The following is a 22,959-nucleotide window of genomic DNA, read 5'->3' on the forward strand; positions in this document are numbered from 1 at the left end:
TTAATTCTTTTAATAATTTCCATATTAAGGTTCTACAAATTTAATTTTATTCTATTTAAGTTTTGACAATGTGAACAATTTAAATTAACTTGGATTTGTTTGTACCCTATGAAAACGGCTTGTTTTAATGTACCAGTGCCATCATCTATCATAACTACATTGTCTTTTATCTCTACACAGAAATTATTTTCTTGATTACACCAATAACAATCATACTTTTCATTACTTTTTTCTTCTCGCATGATTCTCGCCTCCTTCAATATAAGTTTCTACATTAAAAGAGGTTTTTCCTTTATATTTTTAATAAAATATTATAACTAAAACTTCATATCATCTATTATACCATCTATTTTTTCAGATGCCTTTTCTATTGCACCTTGTCTTTCCTCTTCACTAGTTCCAGTTCCATCTACCAATAATTCATCAAATTTTTTAATTCCTATAAATTTCATAATACTTTCCACATAATTTAATCCTTTATTCATAACTGGTTTTAACACCCATGGTATGTGTCCACCCGAAGATTGTATATACACCATACTTCTATCAATATCATTTAAAATCCCTTGTGGTTTGTCATTCCCTTCAAATGATATAGTTTTTCCATCTTGAATTATACAGTCTATATATTCTTTAAGTGGTGCTGGAAAAGATAAGCTCCACATAGGTGCTGCTATTACGTATACACTTGCACTCACAAATTGGTCACAAAGATTTCTAATCTTTGTAAGCTCTTTTCTATCCTTATCATCCAGATTCTTAGAATCTTCTTCATTAACTATACTATTTCTCTTTTCAAAGTATTGATATTCAAGTCTTGGTATATGTTCTTTATAAAGGTCTATCTCTTCAACCTCGAAATCCTTGTTTTTTTCCATAAATTTATTTATAAATTTTCTTGCTACAGTTTTACTTGAAGATAAGTCTTCAGGTTTTGAATTTACATTTATATATAATAATTTTTTCTTCATAAGCTCACTCCTAATATTATTTTTATATTATTATTTCACAAATATACCCATTCTATTCTTTTGTTGAATTATAAAATAAATACAAAGATACATCTTAAATAATCTTAAAAATAAAATATAATTCGTATTAACTATAGAAAATATTAAAAATATAATAAAAAATGTAAATATCCCAACTTAAATAATTCTTACAATATTTGTTACAATAAAGCACACTAAATTAAATAATACTTAAAATCTATAATTTTAATAAAAATAGTATAGTGTAAAACACTATACCATTTCAGTTATTTAAATATTTTTTAATATTTTTTCTTCCATTTTGCGCTTCTGCCTCTTGCAACAACTTCTATCTTATCTTGTTTTCTTAGATTATTAAAAACTCTATTTATAGTAGGCTCTGGAATGTCAGGACACAAATCTCTTATATCTTCTTTTGTAAAGTATCCAAGAGTAGAATTTATTATTTTTTCTATTCTACTAGTTTTTGTCTGTCTCTTCTTATCAGATATGTTTAAACTATCATCCAACTTCTCATATGCAGTCAATATTGTCTCTAAAAAATACTCAATCCATGCATTCATATCTGCTTTTTCATTTCCTATGGAAGCTTTCAAATAATTTAGATTACTATAATATTCATATGAACTATCATCAAATATTTTTCCTAAACTGATATATCTTCCAACTTCATATCCATTTTTATTTAGTAACAATAGGATAAGTACTCTCGCCATTTTTATATTACCTTCTTTAAATGGATGTATCAATATGAAATCTAAAACAAATGCAGAAATTAATATTAATATATCAATTTCATCTTCCTCTATCAATGTATTATAAGCTTCACATATTTCTTCTACAGCTTTTTCGACCTTATTGACACTTAAATCTATACTTGTAAATTCATTAGATTTTAAATTGTGTTCAATAAAATCATTATCTGACTTATAACTTCCTCCTCTAGTAGATGAAAATTTATATAAGTATCCATGAAGTTCAAGAATTGTTTGTGAACTTATTGGAATACTTTCATAAGCGCTGTTAATAGTTTTTACTACATCTCTGTATTCAACAATACTCAATTCCTCTCTACTTCTAGGTGTAACTTCATTACTTATTAATTTTTCTAAATTAAAATTATTACTATCTCTTTGATTTCCAATGTATGTAGATTCTGAACAATCTACTAAGGATTTTTTTTCTAAGCTTTCTAAAATTTCTTTTGGTTGCTTTTTGTAAAGCAGTTGTCTACCCTTGTATTCATTTATCTTAGACAACATTTTAGCTACATTCATGTTTACATACATATTTTTTAATTTGCTTTTTTTTGTAAATTCCATAAAATCACTCCATAATTAGAATTTCTCTTATCCTTGACAGCGGTTTTATTTTATCATATAATCATAGTTTTTGCAATTTTTTGCTCAATTATCTGAAATTATATTTTCTATTCAGTTGTTATCTCATTTAATCTTTCACTATTATTTAATTTCTTACTTTTAGGAGTATATCTTTTTAACTCTCTAAATACAACTATACCTGTAATTACTGTAGCTATAAAGTCAGATACTGGTTGAGCTGTCCATACACCCTGTAAACCTAAGAATGTAGGGAGAATTAATACTGCTGGTATCAATAAAATTACTTGTCTTAAAAGACTCAATAACATAGCCATTTTGGCTTTTCCTATAGATTGTATAAAGTTTGTTCCTGTAACTGATAATCCTACAATTGGCAACATAAGTAAGTATATTCTTAACCCATTAACAGATATATTCATAAGCTCAGGGTCTTTATTAAATATACCTATGATAGCTTCTGGGAAAAGCATAATTACTACCATACCCATACACAAAATTATAGTAGCTACTACTAATGAACCTAAATAGGCTTTTTTAACTCTATCATATTTTTCAGCTCCATAATTGAAACCTATAATAGGTTGCGCTCCTTGATTTATTCCAAAAATAGGCATTAAAAATACCATTGCGATAGAAGAAATAGTAGCCATAGCCCCTATAGCTAAATCTCCACCATGAGTTTTAAGTGCAATATTTGATATTACTTGGACTAAACTTGCTGCAAGCTGCATCGCAAATGGCGACATACCTATTGCAAACACTGCCTTTACTAACTTTTTTTCTAATTTTAAATTAGATTTGCTGAATCTTAAGTTTGATTTCCCACTTATATAATATCCTATAGTTAAAACAGCTGTAAGAGCTTGAGAAGTTACTGTAGCAACAGCAGCTCCTTGTATTCCCATATTGAATCCAAATATTAATATCCAGTCTAAAACTATATTAGTTAAACATCCTACTATCATTATTCCTGCTGAAATTTTAGGACTACCATCAGCTCTTATTGAGTGGTTTAAAGAAAAGGAAAGAAGATTTACTATTGTACCTAATAATATAATATTTATATATGATTTTGCATATATTAAAGTATTTTCACTTGCTCCAAACAATGTAAGTATTTTATTTGCAAATAATATTCCAAGTATCATTATGATAATTCCTGTTACTACAGATAATGTCATTGCATTTCCTATAAGTTTTCTTGCCTCTTCTACTTTACCTTGCCCAAGCTTTATTGATATGGTAGTAGTAGTCCCTATCCCTATCAACATACCAAATGCAAGTATTATTGTCATTATTGGCATTGTAACACCAAGACCTGTTATTGCAAGTGGACCAACTCCTGGTATATTTCCAATAAAAATTCTATCTACTACATTATATAAACTATTTACCAGCATACCTATTATAGCTGGTATAGAATATTTCAGTAGTAATTTACTGATTCGTTCTGTTCCTAATAATTGTTGATTTTCCATCAAGTTTCCTCCTTCTTCTAATATTCAATTTTCCACATATTACAAGGGAGGTGCAAATGCCCTCCCTTAATATTAACTACTTTTTAAATATTAATTTTATATATCTATTATATACCACTTTAATCAAAAAACCAAACTTTTCTAGTATAAAATTTTTTTAACAGATAAAAATAAAGTGAATATATAATTGATATCACTAGTAATATACCCTGATTTTCTAAGTTAAAACTATTATTTAATACCTTATTTAAAAATAATAAAGAAATTACGCTATTTATAATTGCTATAAGATATGGTATAAAAAATAATGTACCTATCTCTATACTAACAATCTTATTCATATTTTTAAAAGATAGACCTATTTTTGATAGTTTTTTATACTTAACATTATCTTCTAACTCATCTGTATATAATCTGAAGTATAAAAAACTAAAAACTCCCACAAATAGTATCACACCTATAAAAATGCCCATAAATTGGAGAATTTTGCTTTGTTGTAACTCTACTAAATACATATCTGGTAACGTTAAAAAATATGACCTATTATATTCTCTATCTAAATTAAAATGTTTTTCTTTTAACTTTTCAGTTATATTTGCACTGCTTTGCCAGTTTTTATAATCAAATCCATGAAAATTCAATTTTGAAAATTCCCCTTTTATGTCATCATATAAATCGTTATTTATAACTATAATTTTACTGAACATTCCTGTAGGAAAAATTATTTTATTTGTTGATTTTTTTATTTCTATATTCACATTTTTTACATTATAATTTTTTAATTGTTTTAAAGAATTTATATGCTCTTTCGAATTGCTACTAGGAATTATAACACCTTCATACTTTTCTAACTTTGAACTAATTTTATCTAGTCCCAATTCCTTTGATAATTTGTTATAATTCTTTACACTTAGTAAGACTTCCCTATTATATTTAAGAACAGGAAAACTTAACTCCTTATAATCATATCCTTTGATTGTATTTCTAATTTGTTGTAATTCTTCATATTCTTTTTCATTATTATGTTCTGAAAAATATGAGTAAACCATTGGAAAATTATTTTTAGAAGATTCTCCTTGAGAACTTACAAGTGTTGAGGTTGTTGTAAATGCTACTAAAGTAGCTGATAAAAGTATTGTTATTAAAAATAACAATCGTGTATTATCCTTTAGTTTATACATCAAGTTACTTATAAGTAACATATTTACTTTGTTTTTATAAAACTTTTCTTTATTTTTCAAATACTTTAATATCAAAATAGTAAATTGAGAAAAAAATAAAAATATTCCCAAAGTAATTAATAGTGTTGTTGTATATATACCTCCATTTATCTTCAACTCATTGCCAAATAGTATTATAACATATCCTAATATAAGACATACTACACCAGTTATTCCAAATAACTTTGAAGTCTTTATATCTTTTTTAGGCTTTCTTGTACCTACCAAAAGCTCTAAAATACTGTTTTTATTTAATAATTTTAAGCTCATTGGTCCTGTTATTAAAAATAAAATCATAAAAGATATAACAGTCATTAGTATTGCTTTTATTGGAAAATAAGACTCCGTTAAGTTCATATAAAATAACTTACTTAAATACAATAAAAACAATTTTGAAATTGATAAGCCCAGTAATATACCTAATATTATTGCTAAAAAACCTATTATCAAATTTTCAATCAATATCAACCTTTTCAGTTGTCTGTTGCTCATTCCAATTATCATCAATACTCCAAAATCTTTTAATCTATATTTTAAGAAATTGCCTAAAGAATACAATATAAAAAGTAGACTAAATCCTAGTATTATTAATTCTGAAGTCATAAGAGCCATAAATGCAGTAGAACCACTTTGAATTCCAGAGTTTGTTATAATTGGGTGGAACATAGATACTGCAAAGACAAAAAATATCATTATAGAAAAAACCGAACTTAAAAAATATGCTAAGTATGCCCTAAAATTTCTAACTATATTATTATAAGCAAATCTTCTAAAATTCACTATCTTACACCTCCTATTTGAGACAATACAGATAATATTTCAGAATAGAAAGAATTTTTGCTTTCAGATTTTTTTATTTCTGTATATATACAACCATCCTTTATAAAAATAACTCTATCTGAATAACTTGCACTATATGCCTCATGAGTTACCATAAGTGTTGTTACATTTTGTTCTTTGTTTACCTTAGTAAATAACTTCAAAACATCATCAGTAGATTTTGAGTCAAGATTTCCAGTTGGTTCATCTGCAAGAAGTATGGAAGGTTTATTTATAATGGCTCTAGCAATAGCACACCTTTGTGCCTGCCCTCCTGAAATTTCATAAGTTCTTCTATCTAAAAGTTTATCAATTCCTAAAAATTTAGATATACTTCTAGTTTGTATATTCATCTCTTTAACACTTGCGCCATCTAGTGTAAGTGGCAACATAATATTTTCGCCAACAGTTAAAGTGTCAATCAAATTAAAATCCTGAAATACAAAACCAAGTTGCTTCCTTCTAAATTCAGCAAGTTTTTCTCCTTCTAATTTACTTATATCATATCCATCCAATATAACTTTACCCTCGCTCTGTTTGTCAACTGTAGATATTATATTTAAAAGAGTAGATTTACCACTTCCAGATGGCCCCATAACAGACACAAACTCTCCTTTTTCTATATTTAGATTGACCTTATCTAATGCTTTAAATGGAACTTTTCCACAATATGTTTTTGATATATTTCTAATACTTAATATGTTCATTTTATATTCTCCATAATTTTTTTATTTTTATTACAATACTATAATATCGTGAACATACTGCTTTAACCATAAAAATACCCTAACAATTAGCTTACATATTTGTAAGTCAATTGTTAGGGTATTCTATAATCCAATAATTAATTGTCATCAGTTAAATTTAAAGTTTAAATTATTTTCAAATTCATCTAATACCATAGGTTTAGCAAATAAATATCCTTGAGCCTTATCACAACCTATTTCTTTTAAAAACTCTACTTGCTCATAAGTTTCTACTCCTTCACAGATTACTTTAATATTAATCGCCTTTGCCATCTCCACTATTTTAGAAATAATAATTTTTCCACGTTTTGTATCTGTTGTTTCAATTAAAAACACTCTATCTAATTTTAAAACATCGAAAGGAAGGTCTTTTAATAGATTTAAAGATGAATATCCTGAACCAAAGTCATCCATTGATATAAGAAATCCTATTTCTTTAATCTTCTTCATTATATTAATCAATATATTTAAGTTATCAAACACAATACTTTCTGTTAGTTCAAGTTCGATAAACTCAGGAGATATATCGTATTTATTTATCAGATCAGTTATATTTTCTATAAAATTATTCCTATATAAATGAACTCTAGACATATTCACAGAAATTGGTACAGGAGTATACCCTTTATTTATCCACTTATTTAAGGTCTTGCATACTTCTTCAAATACGAACATATCAATATTTACAATGAAACCATTCTTTTCAAATAAAGGTATAAAATCTATAGGTGAAATAAATCCCATTTCTGGACTATTCCATCTTATCAAGGCTTCTGCTCCTTCAATTTCATTTCCATCATTTAGACTATACTTAGGCTGATAGTACACTATAAATTCACCTTTTTCTAGAGCTTTATTCATATTATCTTCCAATCGTTTTTCCTTATACAATCGATTTCTTGTCTCTTCATTAAAAAATGAATATGAATGTTCATATTTGTCCTTTTTAGTTTTTGCTGCAATATTTGCTCTATCAATTAATAAGTCAATCTTTTGAATATCATCTTTTTTAGTAATCTTATATATTCCACTCGATATAACAATTTTATATTTAGACGAATTAATAGTGCTTAAATTGCAAATTTCATTATTTATTTTAGACAATCTATCTAAAAGTTCATCTTCAGTACTACAAGAAATCAATAATATAAAATGGTCATTATCCATCCTAGCACAAATTTCATATTTACTTATATTATTATTTAAAACATGTGCAATATGCATTAATATCTCATTTCCCTCAGCATAGCCAAACATCTCATTTATGTATTTAAACTTATTAACATCTAATTGTACTAAGTAAAAATCATCCTGATAATAATTCTTTAAAATATACATAGAATCTTTTCTAAACTTTTCTTTGTTTTTTATTCCACTTAAAGAATCATAATATGCCAATTTTTTAAGTTGCTCTATTAACTTAGCATTACTTAATTTCCACAATATCATAAATATTACTATATAGAAATACAATTTGATTATAAAATTAATTATTAGACTTTTAAAGTACTTAAATATATTACATTTTGATACTAAAGTCCAATTAGTTCCCTTAATGTTTGCATATCTTACATCATATAATCTCCAATTATACCAAGATAAAAAATTACTTTGATGCTTTTCATCTATATTTTTTAAGATTTTATTTTTAGTAGTTCCTAAAATGTTTCCTTCTAAAGTAAACATTTTTCTTTTATCATTTACATACTTTTTATTTGGATGAGAAATAATGGTATAATCTTTATCTATCATTAGAAATTTAATAGAACCATCAAAGTTACTTCTATTTATTATCTTATTTACATCTTGAAAGTAAAAAGAAGCAAAAATGGTTCCAATCACCTCATTATTTTTTATAATAGGCACATATATAATAAATACTTTATCACCTGTCACATTACTAATCTCAATATCTGATACTACTACCTGCTTTGTTTTAATTGCTTTCTCAAAACTAGGCTTATCTTTTATTGAGCCAACTTTTTCCCTATATGTACTTGAAGTGTTTCCTTTTTTATCTGTTATACCAATCATAAAAAGATTGTATTCTTTTTGATATGGTCTTAATAATTTTCCTTTTTCAATTAAAGATGTTTCACTAGTAGAAAATCTCTCCTCTTGACTAAGAGCTTTTAATAAAGATGTGTTTACTTTTAAATAGTCTTCAAGTTCTCTTTTTGATGCCACAGTCATATTTCTAGAAGTAACTTCTATAGAATTACTTGCATATATGATTGTGCTTGTAAGGTCAATCAATACTAACAGCATCAGTAAAATTAATATATGCTTAAAAACTAGACCATCAAATACTTTTTCTTTTCTTTTCATATTAAAATACCATCAATTGTACACCTTGTTTTTTTGTTATCTAATATTAGATTTGACAAATATGATTTTATTGGCAACATATTATTCCCTCCTTACAAAACCTTTATTGTATACTATTTTATCACAATTAGACAGAATTATGTTACCTAGCATCGAATATTAAAACAATAACCCATTATTACATAATCTAAAAAAAACCAAGCCAGAAATTATGTTCTAGCTTGGTCTTTTTAATTTACAGATTAAGCATTAACTTTTGCTTTTAAGTATTCATCTATTGAAGCTGCTGCTGTTTTACCAGCACCCATTGCAGATATTACTGTTGCCGCTCCAGTAACAGCATCTCCACCTGCAAACACTCCTTCTTTAGAAGTCTGACCATTTTCATCTGTTATTAGACATCTCTTCTTATTTATATCAAGACTCTTTGTTGTAGAAGATATTAATGGATTTGGGCTTGTTCCAAGTGACATTATAACTGTGTCTACATCAAGTACAAATTCAGAACCTTCTATTTCTATAGGTCTTCTTCTTCCAGAATCATCTGGCTCTCCTAATTCCATTCTTATACAAACCATACCTTTAACATATCCATTTTCATCAACTAAAATCTCTTTAGGATTTGTTAATGTATTAAATATAATACCTTCTTCTTTTGCATGGTGAACTTCTTCAGCTCTTGCTGGAAGCTCTTTTTCACTTCTTCTATAAACTATATATGATTCTGAACCTAATCTTAGTGCAGTTCTAGCAGCATCCATAGCAACATTTCCGCCACCAACTACAGCAACTTTTTTACCAGAACTAATAGGTGTATCATAGTCATCTCTATAAGCTTTCATTAAGTTTACTCTAGTTAAAAACTCATTTGCAGAAAATACTCCATTTGCATTTTCTCCTGGTATATTCATAAACATTGGAAGACCAGCTCCTGAGCCTATGAATATAGCTTCAAATCCCTCATCTTCTATAAGTTCATCTACTGTAATTGTTTTACCAACAATTACATTAGTTTCTATTTTTACACCTAATTTTCTTATATTATCTATTTCAGGTTGAACAACAGCTTGTTTTGGAAGTCTAAACTCAGGTATTCCATAAGTTAAAACTCCTCCTGGCTCATGCATTGCTTCAAAAATTGTTACATCATAACCTTTTTTAGCTAAATCACCAGCACAAGCTAGACCTGCTGGACCACTTCCTATTACTGCTACCTTTTGATTTTTCTTAGGCTCTGTATCAGATAAATTTATATCATTTTCTTTTGACCAATCTGCTACAAATCTTTCTAGTTTACCTATTGATACAGCATCTGATTTTATTCCAAGTATACATACACCTTCGCATTGACTTTCTTGTGGGCATACTCTACCACAAACAGCTGGTAATGAACTGCTCTTAGCTATTACCTTAGCAGCACCTTCTATATCATCTTCTTTAATTTTTGTTATAAATCCTGGAATATCAATTCCTACTGGACATCCACCTACACATTTTGGTTTTTTACAAGCTAGACATCTATTAGCTTCTGCCATAGCCTCTTCTTTATTATATCCTAAACAAACTTCATCAAAATTTGTTGCTCTCACAGCAGGTTCTTGTTCTCTGACTGGTACTTTTACTTTTTTAGCATCCATTATTTGTTACCTCCACATCCACAATTACTATGATGATGACTATCGCCTTCTTCAAGTTTTAGCATAGCTCTTCCCTCTTGAGTCTTATACATAGATTGTCTTCTCATTGCTTGGTCAAAATCAACTAAATGTCCATCAAATTCTGGACCATCTACACAGGCAAACTTAGTCTCATTTCCAACACTAACCCTACAACCACCACACATACCTGTTCCATCAATCATTATTGTATTTAAACTTACTATAGTAGGTATGTTTAGCTCTTTAGTTAATTGGCACATAAATTTCATCATTATCATTGGTCCAATTACTATTGCTTGGTCGTATTTTTTTCCTTGATTATCAACTAAATCTTTTAATAGGTCTGTAACTCTTCCATTAAATCCATATGTTCCATCATCTGTTGATACGTATACATTTTTAGCTACTTTTTTCATATCATCTTCTAATATAATTAATTCTTTAGTTCTTGCACCAATTATTACATCTACATCTAATCCATGCTCTTTAAACCATTTAACTTGTGGATACACTGGAGCAGAACCAACTCCACCAGCTACAAATAATATTTTTTTATTTTTTAATTCTTCTATATCTTCATGTATAAATTCACTTGCTTGTCCTAGTGGACCTACAAAGTCCATTACAAAATCGTTTTCTTCAAACATTGCTAACTTTTTAGTTGAAGCACCAACTGTTTGGAATACAATAGTTACTGTCCCTTTTTCTCTATCATAGTCAGCTATTGTAAGAGGAATTCTTTCTCCCTTTTCGTCATTTTTAATTATTATAAATTGACCGGGTTGAGAAGATTTTGCAACTCTAGGTGCCTCTATTTCCATTAAATAAATACTATCTGTTAATTGTCTCTTACTAACTATTTTATTACTCATCTCGCCATTCTCCATTCTAACAAATATATTTTTCTCACTTTAAATTTAATTAAAAACATAAACACACAAAACTATAACTTTTTATAATATAATATTAGTTCTTCATTAATTGTTTTGTATTGGACATCCCCCCTGTAAAGTAATTATAACTGCCCAAATTACAAATGGTTGATATTAACAAATTTCTTTTGACTACCAATAAATGTTAAGTCCTATATCATATGTCTGATTTGTTATAGATTTAACCTAATACACACTTAAAGTATACTATATTATGCCAAATTTGTAACAAAAATTTTATAAATACATAATAAAATTTTTTTATTCAATTATTTATTTAATAAGTTAACTTAGGTTTTCATAATAACACTAATTTCTTTAAAAACTAAGCGTGTACAAGACTTTAATCTATTGCAATATCAGCTTTCATATTGTATAAAATATACTCTTATTTTATTATATATCTAAAATTTTCAATATTCATTAATTATTTGAATTTTTATATAAAATTTTTACAATTTCTAAAGATTTATTTACTTATGTAATAAATTATAATAATATTAGTTTATAAAGTTAATAATCAATATGAATTAAAATAAAAATAATATAAACATAGGAGGTACGTTCTTTGAAAAACATTATTTCTGCAAAAGAACTTATATCAAAACTAGAACAAAATGATAATCTAGTCATTATAGATTGTAGATTTGACCTTATCAATAGAACTTATGGCATTGATTCTTATAAAAAAGGGCACATAAAAGGCAGTTTCATCTTAGATATAGACAAGGATTTATCATCTCCTGCAAAAGAACATGGTGGCAAAAATCCTTTACAAGACCCTTTAATATTAAAAGAAAAATTAGAAAAAATGGGTGTTGATAATGACACTACGATTGTAACTTATGATGATGGAGATTTAAATGGAGCTTGTAGATTATTTTTCCAATTAAAACACTTAGGTCTTAATAATGTCTATGTACTAGATGGAGGAATAACATCTTTTGTGAAGGAAGGTGGAGAATTAGAAGAGAAAGTAAATATCCCAAATTGTACAGGTAAGGAAATCAAACTAAATATAAATGATGATTTGGTTGTACCAATGGAATATGTTAAATCTAAATTATACAAAGAAGATACTGTAATCATAGACTGTCGTGCCAATGAAAGATACCAAGGTTTAATTGAACCTGCTTACTCAAAAGCTGGTCATATACCAAGTGCAAAAAATTATTTTTGTAAGGATTTGATAAAAAATGATTTTAAAAATGGCTCACTTAAAGACATAAAATTTTTAAAAGATTTCTTTAAAGATTTAAATAATTATGATGAAGTAATTTTATCTTGTGGGTCAGGTATATCTGCTTGTGTCAACAGTCTTGCCCTTAGAGAACTTGATATACCTCATAAGATTTATATTGGTAGTTTTAGTGACTGGATTAGTTATGACGACAATGAAATTAAAACTGGTCAAGAATAAAATTAATAATATATAGAATTAATATATATTATTTTAATTTTTACAAAGGCGTTAGTCATTGCAGACTTTCGCCTTTAATTATTATTTCATACACTCTTTAAATTCATTGTATATATTTCTAGTTGATAAGATTAATAAACTGCGACATGTCCATCACATCTTGATTCTGTCGCACAAATATAACTTTCTTGTTCCGTTTTGAATATTATTTGACCTCGTCCCATATCGACAGTATCATGAATTACTTTTATTTCATGTCCTTTTTCAATTAATGAATCTATTACATGCTTTGGCATCTCTGGTTCAACTTCTATTTCCTTGCCTTTTATCCACTGCCATCTTGGAGCATCTAGTGCCTCTTGTGGATTTAATCCAAAATCTATCATATTTGTTAATACTTGAATATGTCCTTGTGGTTGCATAAAAGCTCCCATAACACCAAATGGCCCTATCGCTTTATCTCCTTTACCTAAAAATCCAGGTATTATAGTATGATAAGGTTTTTTAAATGGTTTTACTATGTTATAGTGTTCAGGGTCTAAATTAAAATTATTACCTCTACTATGTAAAGCAATTCCAGTATTTGGTATAACAATTCCAGAACCAAAGTTTATATAATTACTCTGTATATATGAAACCATATTTCCATCCTTGTCTGCAGTACAAAGATATACTGTACCACCACAATATGGCTCTCCAGCACTTGGATACATAGCCTTTTTATTATCAACCAATAAACTTCTTTTTTTTGCATACTCTTGGTTTAGTAACTCCTGAATTTTTACCTTCATATGTTCTATATCAGTTACATAAGTTTTAGAATCTGCAAAAGCTAATTTTAAACTCTCTATAATTTTATGTATATCTTCTACATTTTCTATATTTCCTTCTATATCCAGCTCTTTTAATATATTAAGTGCCATTAAAACTGTTATTCCATGTCCATTTGGTGGTATTTCAAATATTTTATACCCTTTGTATTCTGTACTTATAGGCTCTACCCATGTTGGATAAAAACGCTCTAAATCACTCTTTCTTATAGCTCCATCAAACTTTCTAGAATATTCATCTATTTTATCAGCAAGTCTTCCTCTATAAAAACTTTCAGCTTGAGTATTTGCTATTTCTTCTAATGTATTTGCCTGTTCTTCACATATAAATATATCTCCAGCTTCTGGAGCTTTCCCATCTTTAGAAAATGTATCAAACCATGGTTTGAACTCTTCTCCAATAAACTCTTTTTCATATAGTTCATATGATTTTTTCCATACTTTAGCTACATTAGGAGATACTACATAACCATCTCTTGCATAGTTTATTGCTGGAGACAAACATTCAATTAAACTAAGTTTACCATATTTTTTATTTAGTTCTGACCAAGCTGCAGGTATTCCAGGTACAGTTACTGCTCCAAACCCATACTTTGGCATTTCTTTCATATTATTATAATTTTTTAATTCCATCTTTTCTGGAGCAAAACCACTAGAGTTTAAACCATACAAGCGTTTTTCTTCCTCTATCCAAACAAGAGCATATGCATCTCCTCCAATCCCATTGCTTGTAGGTTCTACTACTGCTAATGTTGCAGCTGTTGCAACTGCTGCATCAACAGCATTTCCACCTTTTTTTAGTATTTCAAGCCCAGATTGAGATGCTAGCGGTGTTGATGTTGCAACTGCTCCATTTTTAGCATACATGACATTTCTTATTGATGAATATTTATGTTGGTAAGCATTAAACTTCATAAATTTCAGCTCCTCGCCATTTTTTATTTGATATTTTGCTTAAATTTATTATATAACATCAAGTAATATAACTGATACAAAATATGTACTTTTTCAAAGGTTAATTTCATCATTATAGTACATCCTAATCTTGATTCTAATATTTTATATCTTACTTGACTTAAATAAGTTATTTTACTAAAATTTGAATTTTTTAATAAAAAATAAGTTATTATTTATTCCATTATCATATTTTGAGCATATTTTAAGGTTAAAAAATAATATACAAAGTATCCTATATAGTAAATTACTAGAGTTATAATAATTGGAGTAAGTAATGACCTTGGTATAAACTTTTGTACAATTGACATAGCAAATAAATTATGAATTGTACCTACTACTAGTGGTAATAAAAATACAACCTTTAACTGTTTTGATATTATTTTCTCAATATCCCTGTTATTTGCTCCAAGTTTTGTTAGCATAATATATCGATTTTTATCATCATATATATTTGATAGTTGCTTAAACAATATTATACTACCTGTGCATAAAAGAAATACTACAGATAAAAACATCCCTATAAATAGCATAAGACCACTTAGTTTTATCAGGTTATTATAGCTTTCAGCACTTGATGTAAAGTTAAAAGGGTAAGTAAATTGCATATTTTCATTCACTGTATTTTTCAATTTTAAAGTTAAATCAAGTTCTTTTTTTTCATTTTCTATGTCAATTAATCTTATTAATCTGGAATTTCCTTTTGATTTTAATTGATTAAATACTCCGTCTTTTACTACAATTAAATCAAGTGTGGCTTGTGAATTTATTTCTGGTTCTAAGATGATTTTTTGTACTGTAAGCAAATTTGTATCATGCTCATTTTTATCTTTAAGATGTATGTTTATTTTTTTAATGTCAAAATCTTTAAAAAGTATTTTCTTATATGAATCAGAAACATAATACACATATTCCTTTGAAGTTAATTCTTCATAAGTATTATTCTGATACTGTCTTAATTTTTTAAAATCACTTTCCCTAATAAAATCTACATCAGTTCTATCTTCTTTGTAACTATTTCCATTTTTATAATTCATTTCAAGATTTACATCTCTTTTTATAAGTTCTATTGTCTTGTCAAAGATTATCTTATTATCTTTTTTATATTTATATAATAATTTGTCAATTTCATTATTTACATGAGGATTTTCTGCATTTATAGTATAACTGTATCTGTAATTTTCATTTATATTCCTATCTATATCGTAATAAAGTGATATGGTAAATCCTAGCATAGTTACACTTGTGGCTATTAATATTGCTATTGAAGCCAATACACTACTATTACTCTTTAATTTAAATCCAAGTTCAGAAAAGGCAATTAAATTTCTTCCCTTATAATAAAAACTTTTTTTCTTCTTAATAGTATCAATAATCATATACATCACTGATGAGAAGAATAAAAAAGTTCCAGGTATTATTGTAATTAATATAAAAACTGAAAGCATAATATTTTCAGCAATAAAATAACTAATTGACATTAAATAAGAGATAGTTATTAGTAAAACTCCAAGTATACCTTTTAACTTTATAAATTTTTTAACTCTATACTTTTCTGGTGATTTATTAAATAACTCTACAATCCTCTTATTTCTGATAACTATGGTATTTCTTACTCCAATAACTACGAATATTATTAAAAATACAGCTAGTGTTTGAACTAAGGCCTTTATACTTAAATTCATCTTTACTACTATCATTTCGTTCATTAATTTTACAAGTATCATAGTCATGAGCTTTGAAAATAACAATCCTAAAAATATACCTATTAATATTGCAAGTGTACCCATCAAAAAAGTTTCATATAAAAATATTTTCCCTATTTGACTTTTCCTCATTCCAAGTAAACTATAGGTACCTACCTCTCGTCTACGTCTATTAAAGAAAAATGAGTTTGAATAATATATAAATAAAAAAACAAATACCACTATTACAATTGAACTTGTGTTAATACTCATCCTCGTTTTCTCCCCAAGTGAGTTTAAAGCTTCGTTATACTCTATAGATTTAAAGCTAAAAAATACAAATACACTAAATACAATTGAAATAAAGTACAGTAAATAATTAAAAAAACTATTTTTTACATTTTGCATGGCAATTCTAAATAAACTCATTTTTATTAACTCCTCCAATTAAGGAAACTGTATTTACTATTTTATTATAGAATTCTCTATTGCTTTCACCTTTTACAATTTCTGTAAATATTATTCCATCTTTTATAAAGAGTATCCTATTACAAAAACTTGCACTTATAGCATCATGAGTTACCATTAATATCGTTCTATTATTATCTTTATTTAACTTTAATAGACAATTCAACAAATTTCTTGCAGATTTAGAATCTAATGCTCCTGTAGGTTCATCTGCAAGTATTAGTGATGGTTTTGTTGCTATTGCTCTACAGACAGCTCCTCTTTGTTTTTCTCCTCCTGAAACTTCGCTAGGATATTTATCTAATATTGATTCTATATTTAATTCTCTTGAAATTTCTTTTATTCTATTTTCTATTACTGATACTCTTTCATTCTTTAAAGAAAGAGGTAACATTATATTTTCTTTTATTGTAAGTGTATCCAAAAGATTAGAGTCTTGGAACACAAATCCAAGATTATCACGTCTAAAATCTGCCAATTCATTTTGCTTCATTTTGATAGTATTCTTTCCATTTATATAAATATCTCCTGATGAAGGTAAATCTATTGTGGAAATAATATTTAAAAGAGTTGATTTGCCAGCACCAGACGAACCCATAATACCAACAAATTCTCCTTTATAAATCTTGAAATTTATTCCTCTTAGAGCCTCATGCTTTGAACCTCTTATTCCATACTCCTTTTTTATATTTTCAACAGATAATATTTCTTCCATAGTCAATAATCACCTCTTAGCACAATTAGTTATTTATTAATTCTCACAAATATATTATATATATTAAAATAGCTTTTAAACATTTAATTACATTAATTTAAAGTTACATTTTCGTAAGTATTCATTATATTTCTTCATTTTTATTGTAATTATGTTTAAAATATAATTTATAAAGCAAAATTATATTTATATTAATATAATTATTTTAAACAATAAGGTAGAAATATTTTAATTTATCAAGTAGAATATAGTTATGTTAATATAACTATTTTGAATTAGGAGGTAAGAATGTTTAAAATAATGGTAATTGAAGATGATGTTTCATTAAAGAATATCATAGCAGAATGTCTTTCTAAATGGGGACATGATGTGCATCAAATAGAAAATCTTGAAAATATAATAGAAGAGTTTAGAAACTATAAGCCACAATTAGTTTTATTGGATATAAACCTTCCATTTTATGACGGTTTTCATTGGTGTAATGAAATAAGAAAAATTTCAAAAGTCCCTATAATTTTTATTTCTTCAAGAAATTCTAATATGGATGTAATAATGGGTGTGAATATAGGTGCAGATGATTATATACAAAAACCATTTTATATAGATGTCTTAATAGCTAAAGTTAATGCCCTTTTAAGAAGAACTTATAATTTTGTTGAGAACAATTCAAATCAGATTGTTCACAATGGTATTACTTTAGATTTATCAACTGCAACCATAAGCTATGAAGACAATACTATTGAACTAACAAAAAATGAAATTAAAATTCTTCATGAACTTATGAAATACAAAGGTCAGATAGTCAGTAGAAACAAACTCATGAAAAAATTATGGGATAGTGATTGGTTTGTAGATGATAATACATTAACTGTCAATATAAATAGAATTCGATCAAAATTAAATGAAATCGGTATAGAAGATTTTATAGAGACAAAAAGAGGATTGGGTTATATAATCAGTTAAAACAACTCTAAGTAGGTGAATTTATGAGCTTTAAAGATTTTCTTAAAGATAAACTTGGATTTTTAGTGTACAATTTTACTTTCTTAATTTTTACAATAGCAGTTATTATATTTTCTCCCATAGATGTTTTTCTAATTGATACTATTTTGTATATATTAATTGTAAATGTTGTGTTTTTATTTTTATATCTACTCATTAGCTACATTAAGAAGAATAAATTTTTAGATAACATAAACAATGACACATTCAAAATTAATATGAATGATATAAAGTTAGTTAAATGTAAAAAAGAAGAAAAAATATACCTGGACATCATTAAAAATTATCAATATCAGTGTAATAGCATAATAAACAATAATATTAAGAAGTTTGAAGAAAATAAAGAGATTTTGAATATGTGGGTGCATGATATAAAAATGCCTATAGCGATAATAAAACTTATTCTCGAACAAAAGGAAAATTTAATTGATGAAAAAATTTCTGATGATATAGATAGTGAAATATTTAGAATTGAAAATTCTGTTGAAAAAATTTTATATTTATCAAGACTTGAAGATTTTCATAAAGATTTTTTGATTCAAGAGGTAAATATTGAAAAGATTATTAGGGATATCATAAGAAAATATTCAAAGTATTTTATTTCAAAAAAAATTATTTTAAAATTAAATAATTTGAATTTTAAAATTTTATCAGACGAAAAATGGCTCTACTTCATATTCGAGCAATTATTGAGTAATTCCCTAAAATATTCTTCATTAGGAGATAAAATATATATCTATTGCAAAATAAGCAAAAATTATTTACAATTAAGAGTGGAAGATACTGGCTGTGGTATAAAAAAAGAAGATTTAAATCGAATATTTAATAAGGGATTTACAGGTAATAATGGAAGAAATAATTCTAAATCTACAGGACTTGGACTTTATTTAGTGAAAGAACTTTGTGACAAACTCGGTCATAAAATTGATGTAGATTCAGAGTACAATCAATATACAAAATTTACTATTACATTCAAATGTGATTTATAGCATCTTAGTATTGATAGTTTATTTCCATTAACTTATATTCAACAGACTTCTTAATAGTAATTCTATATGTACATCCCAGTATATAATAAATAGTTTTTATAAAAAGGAGGAAGACATGTCTTTTCTAAAAAAATTTAAAAATAAAAAATTTAGAAATAGCAGCTTTAAAAGTAACAACTTTAGAAGTAACAGTTTTGGAAGTAGTGGCTTCAAAGCTAAAAATAAGGGTTTTAAAAACAATCCCTTTAAAAATAAAAAATTCAAAATATATGCAGGAATAGTAGTAATCATACTTTTAATTTTAGGAGTGCTTGCTTATGTTGATTCAAAAAACACTGAATTACAAGCTAAGGAAAACTTTATCGAAACATATACTATTCCTGAAAATGAGAAAATATTTATAAATGGTATGGTTGTTCCTAAGCAAACTAAGGATTTCAATATGTCTGGAGATTATGAGCTAAGTAATGTTAATGTTACAAATGGTCAAAAAGTAAATCAAGGAGACCTTCTTTTTACTACTAAAAATCCAACTATAATAGCAGAAATAGATAGTTTAAAATCACAGCTTAGTCAATACAAAAAACAAAAAATATCACTTTCTAATATTGCTGAAAATAGAGATGCTATTGCTTCTATAAATGCGCAAATAACTGCTTTAAACTCTCAGATAGCTTCTCTGGATAAAAAAGCATATGGCAGAGTTACTGCTCCTTTTGATGGCACAGTATACTTGAATGACCAAACTGGAAACCCAGACCAACCAGTCTCCTTTATGACTATTCAAGGTCTAGAGTTTTATATGAAAGGACAGGCAAGTGAGCAAGATTTACCTAAAATGAAGGTTGACCAAATGGTTAATATATTAGTTTTCTCAACTGACCAAAAGCTTACTGGTAGAATAAGTTTTATATCTGACAAACCATCTACTCCAAATACTGAGATGGGAGCTCAGCAGAATACTCTGTCTTATTATGATATAAACATAGCATTTGATAATCAAGAAGGATTAGTAAATGGATTCCATCTTCAAGCATCACTTGAAGTAGCCAATTCAAGCTTTAAAATTCCATCATCTTGTGTACTTAAAGACAAAAAACACTCATATGTATTTAAGGATTTAGATGGTATATTGAAAAAGCAAATTGTAGATGTAGCAAGTCAAAATGATGATTTTGCTGTAGTTAGAGGAGGACTTGAACAAGGAGATATAGTAATAAAACACCCTACTAAAGAAATGAAAGAAGGAGACCCAGTTCAAGGCGATGGCGTAACTGCTGGTTCTAATAATGGAGATGCTACTCCAAACAAAAAAGTAGAAGAAGTTACTATGGATGTGAATTAATTTACATATGTTAATTAAATTAGAAAATATTCAAAAGTATTACAAAGTAGGGAAAGATGAATTACATGTTTTAAAATCTTTAAATTTAGAAATTGAATCTGGAGAATTTGTTATGATAATGGGTAAATCTGGTAGTGGTAAAACCACTTTACTTAATATCTTAGGTTTTCTAGATGTATTTGATGAAGGAAGATATATATTTGATGGAACAGATGTAACTAATTTGAGTGAAAATGAACGTTCTGTTTTTAGAAATATTAATATTGGATTTGTTTTCCAACAATTTAATTTAATAGAAACTTTAAATGTATATCAAAATGTAGAGTTACCTCTAATTTACAATAAAACGCTAAAAAAATCTGAAAGAGAAGAAATTGTTAAAGATAAGTTAAACTCTGTTGGGCTTTTGGACAAACTTAAACAGAAACCTCTTCAATTATCTGGTGGTCAGCAACAGCGTGTAGCAATTGCACGTTGCTTGTCAAATGACCCTCAAATAATCTTTGCAGATGAACCAACTGGAGCATTAGATAGTGAAACTAGCAGAGAAATTATGGAGCTTTTAACAAAGCTTAACAAACAAGGTAAGACTATAATAATGGTTACACATGATCAAGATTTAACTAAGTATGCAACTAAGGTTATACGACTTAAAGATGGTGTGTTTACTTCGGAGGTGTAATCATGAGTTTATTAAAAAATTCTTTGGCTAATTTAAAAGGTCACAAACTTCGTGTCTTCGTAGCTTTACTCTGGATTATAATAGGAATAACTTCAGTAATACTTGTTAGTTCTATAGGTAATGGATTTCAAAAAGAAATTAAGAAATCTGTAAATAATGTAAACCCTAATAAAACTACTATTTCATTTGAATCGGCTGATAACACAGGTCTTACTGATGATATGAGTATATTTTTAAAACCATTTAATGCAAAAGACTTAGAAGAATTATCATTTATTGAAGGAGTAGAAAGAATCGCTCCTTCAAGAGATGGATTTAATCTTGATTCAACTTACTCTTCACAAGCATCTTTTGATAAAAAAACTGCGTATGTTGATGTTGAACCAGTAAAAAAAGATTCTAAAATAAATTTAATTTGTGGTAGAGATTTTTCTTTAGATGATGAAAAAAGAAAAGTAATTTTACTTACATTACAAAGTACAAGTGAAATTTTTGAAAATCCAGAAGATGCCTTAGGTCATGGTATCAACATAAATGGAACTATATTTGAAATAATAGGGGTATTAGATGATTCTCAGCAAAACCAAGCTGGAGGATTTTTTGGAGGATATCAAGATATGCAATTTACTACTTCCCTTATACCCAAAAAGGCTTTTGACAGTTTAATGAGTCAAAATTCTTATTCAAACGAAATTTATCAGTTAGACTTAGTGTCTTCTAAAGGTTATAATGTAAATGAAGTTGCAAACAATGTTATAGCTAAATTATATGAGATGCACCCTGGTATCAATGGCTCTTATACTACACCAGACCCAACTGAGCAAACAGCTTATCTTGAAAGCATTAATTCTAATGTAAACAAATATGTGTCTATAATAACTGTAGTTGCAATGTTTGTTGGTGGTATTGGTGTAATGAATATAATGTATGTATCTGTTATGGAAAGACAAAGAGAAATTGGTATAAGACGTGCTATTGGTGCAAAACCTAGGTCTATATTATTTCAATTTTTAGTTGAAGCTGTTTTTATAACAGTATGTGGTGGAATTTTAGGAACTATAGTTGGATTTACTGCTACCAACTATGTTTCTAAATATATTGGATTTGAGGCCATTCCTAGCTTAAACAGCTTATTTTATGCAATTGTAGCTACTATATTAACTGGAGTTGTATTTGGTCTGATACCAGCCTTTAAAGCCTCTAAACTAGACCCTATAAAGGCAATTTATAAGTAGATGTTATATAAAGATTTGTGATTTTTAGATTTGCATATATAGGACATACTTAAATATATAACGCACTATTATATATGATTGATTAAGAGATTAATCTTTTTCAAATATAGTAGTGCGT

19 protein-coding genes are annotated in these 22,959 nt (G+C 27.2%); 6 read left to right on the plus strand and 13 right to left on the minus strand.

Annotated elements, in window-relative coordinates; all coding sequences use genetic code 11:
* Positions 1-32: 32 nt before the first annotated feature.
* From KGF39_RS02290 to KGF39_RS02330, 9 genes are all read right to left on the minus strand, one after another.
* Entirely contained in the window at positions 33-242 is a 210-nt protein-coding gene (locus tag KGF39_RS02290) for a hypothetical protein (protein ID WP_054273537.1), read from the minus strand.
* Positions 243-317: 75 nt separating this feature from the next.
* On the minus strand, positions 318-971 hold the full coding sequence (locus KGF39_RS02295; protein WP_054273536.1) for an FMN-dependent NADH-azoreductase: 654 nt from the start codon (positions 969-971) through the stop codon (positions 318-320).
* A gap of 302 nt (positions 972-1,273) precedes the next feature.
* Positions 1,274-2,314, minus strand: a complete 1,041-nt coding sequence (locus tag KGF39_RS02300) for a Fic family protein (protein WP_227821033.1) — start codon at positions 2,312-2,314, stop codon at positions 1,274-1,276.
* Positions 2,315-2,421: 107 nt separating this feature from the next.
* Positions 2,422-3,813 (minus strand): MATE family efflux transporter, encoded by a 1,392-nt coding sequence (locus KGF39_RS02305; RefSeq protein ID WP_227821034.1) that lies wholly within the window; start codon positions 3,811-3,813, stop codon positions 2,422-2,424.
* Positions 3,814-3,932: 119 nt separating this feature from the next.
* Positions 3,933-5,813, minus strand: a complete 1,881-nt coding sequence (locus KGF39_RS02310; RefSeq protein WP_227821035.1) for an ABC transporter permease — start codon at positions 5,811-5,813, stop codon at positions 3,933-3,935.
* Positions 5,813-6,559 carry an ABC transporter ATP-binding protein gene (locus KGF39_RS02315; RefSeq protein WP_227821036.1) on the minus strand — a complete coding sequence of 249 codons (747 nt, stop codon included), beginning with the start codon at positions 6,557-6,559 and terminating at the stop codon, positions 5,813-5,815. Before KGF39_RS02315 ends, KGF39_RS02310 begins: the two co-directional genes overlap by 1 nt.
* A gap of 147 nt (positions 6,560-6,706) precedes the next feature.
* Entirely contained in the window at positions 6,707-8,926 is a 2,220-nt protein-coding gene (locus KGF39_RS02320; protein WP_227821037.1) for an EAL domain-containing protein, read from the minus strand.
* A gap of 242 nt (positions 8,927-9,168) precedes the next feature.
* The gene (gene gltA / locus KGF39_RS02325; protein ID WP_003420072.1) at positions 9,169-10,563 is read right to left on the minus strand and encodes an NADPH-dependent glutamate synthase; all 1,395 of its coding nucleotides are present in this window, start codon (positions 10,561-10,563) and stop codon (positions 9,169-9,171) included.
* Positions 10,563-11,456 (minus strand): sulfide/dihydroorotate dehydrogenase-like FAD/NAD-binding protein, encoded by an 894-nt coding sequence (locus KGF39_RS02330; protein ID WP_009905491.1) that lies wholly within the window; start codon positions 11,454-11,456, stop codon positions 10,563-10,565. Before KGF39_RS02330 ends, gltA begins: the two co-directional genes overlap by 1 nt.
* Before the next feature lie 628 nt (positions 11,457-12,084).
* On the opposite strand from KGF39_RS02330, the gene KGF39_RS02335 reads away from it, so the two are divergent.
* Positions 12,085-12,936, plus strand: coding sequence for a sulfurtransferase (locus KGF39_RS02335; RefSeq protein ID WP_227821038.1), 852 nt, complete (start codon positions 12,085-12,087; stop codon positions 12,934-12,936).
* Between the two features lie 131 nt (positions 12,937-13,067).
* Here KGF39_RS02335 and ggt read toward each other — a convergent pair whose 3' ends face one another.
* From ggt to KGF39_RS02350, 3 genes are all read right to left on the minus strand, one after another.
* On the minus strand, positions 13,068-14,681 hold the full coding sequence (gene ggt / locus KGF39_RS02340) for a gamma-glutamyltransferase (protein ID WP_227821039.1): 1,614 nt from the start codon (positions 14,679-14,681) through the stop codon (positions 13,068-13,070).
* 215 nt (positions 14,682-14,896) lie between these two features.
* Positions 14,897-16,678 carry an ABC transporter permease gene (locus tag KGF39_RS02345; protein ID WP_227821040.1) on the minus strand — a complete coding sequence of 594 codons (1,782 nt, stop codon included), beginning with the start codon at positions 16,676-16,678 and terminating at the stop codon, positions 14,897-14,899.
* Between the two features lie 142 nt (positions 16,679-16,820).
* Positions 16,821-17,588 (minus strand): ABC transporter ATP-binding protein, encoded by a 768-nt coding sequence (locus KGF39_RS02350; RefSeq protein ID WP_054273565.1) that lies wholly within the window; start codon positions 17,586-17,588, stop codon positions 16,821-16,823.
* 288 nt (positions 17,589-17,876) lie between these two features.
* Here KGF39_RS02350 and KGF39_RS02355 point away from each other — a divergent pair, with 288 nt between their 5' ends.
* Entirely contained in the window at positions 17,877-18,551 is a 675-nt protein-coding gene (locus KGF39_RS02355) for a response regulator transcription factor (RefSeq protein ID WP_227821041.1), read from the plus strand.
* 7 nt (positions 18,552-18,558) lie between these two features.
* Here the strand turns inward: KGF39_RS02355 and KGF39_RS02360 are convergent, their stop codons facing one another.
* A complete protein-coding gene (locus KGF39_RS02360) occupies positions 18,559-18,747 on the minus strand; it encodes a hypothetical protein (RefSeq protein ID WP_227821042.1) in 189 nt (62 codons plus the stop codon).
* Positions 18,748-18,808: 61 nt separating this feature from the next.
* Between KGF39_RS02360 and KGF39_RS02365 the strand changes: the two genes are divergently transcribed.
* The 4 genes from KGF39_RS02365 (at position 18,809) to KGF39_RS02380 (ending at position 22,841) form a co-directional block, all read left to right on the plus strand.
* Entirely contained in the window at positions 18,809-19,579 is a 771-nt protein-coding gene (locus KGF39_RS02365) for a HAMP domain-containing histidine kinase (protein ID WP_227821043.1), read from the plus strand.
* A 115-nt stretch (positions 19,580-19,694) separates the two neighbouring features.
* Entirely contained in the window at positions 19,695-20,924 is a 1,230-nt protein-coding gene (locus KGF39_RS02370; RefSeq protein ID WP_227821044.1) for a biotin/lipoyl-binding protein, read from the plus strand.
* A gap of 7 nt (positions 20,925-20,931) precedes the next feature.
* Entirely contained in the window at positions 20,932-21,606 is a 675-nt protein-coding gene (locus tag KGF39_RS02375; protein WP_054273514.1) for an ABC transporter ATP-binding protein, read from the plus strand.
* A gap of 2 nt (positions 21,607-21,608) precedes the next feature.
* Positions 21,609-22,841 (plus strand): ABC transporter permease, encoded by a 1,233-nt coding sequence (locus KGF39_RS02380; RefSeq protein WP_227821045.1) that lies wholly within the window; start codon positions 21,609-21,611, stop codon positions 22,839-22,841.
* The last annotated feature ends 118 nt before the right edge of the window (positions 22,842-22,959 follow it).

This window comes from Clostridioides sp. ZZV14-6345, from assembly GCF_020657775.1.
GTDB lineage: Bacteria > Bacillota > Clostridia > Peptostreptococcales > Peptostreptococcaceae > Clostridioides > Clostridioides difficile_D.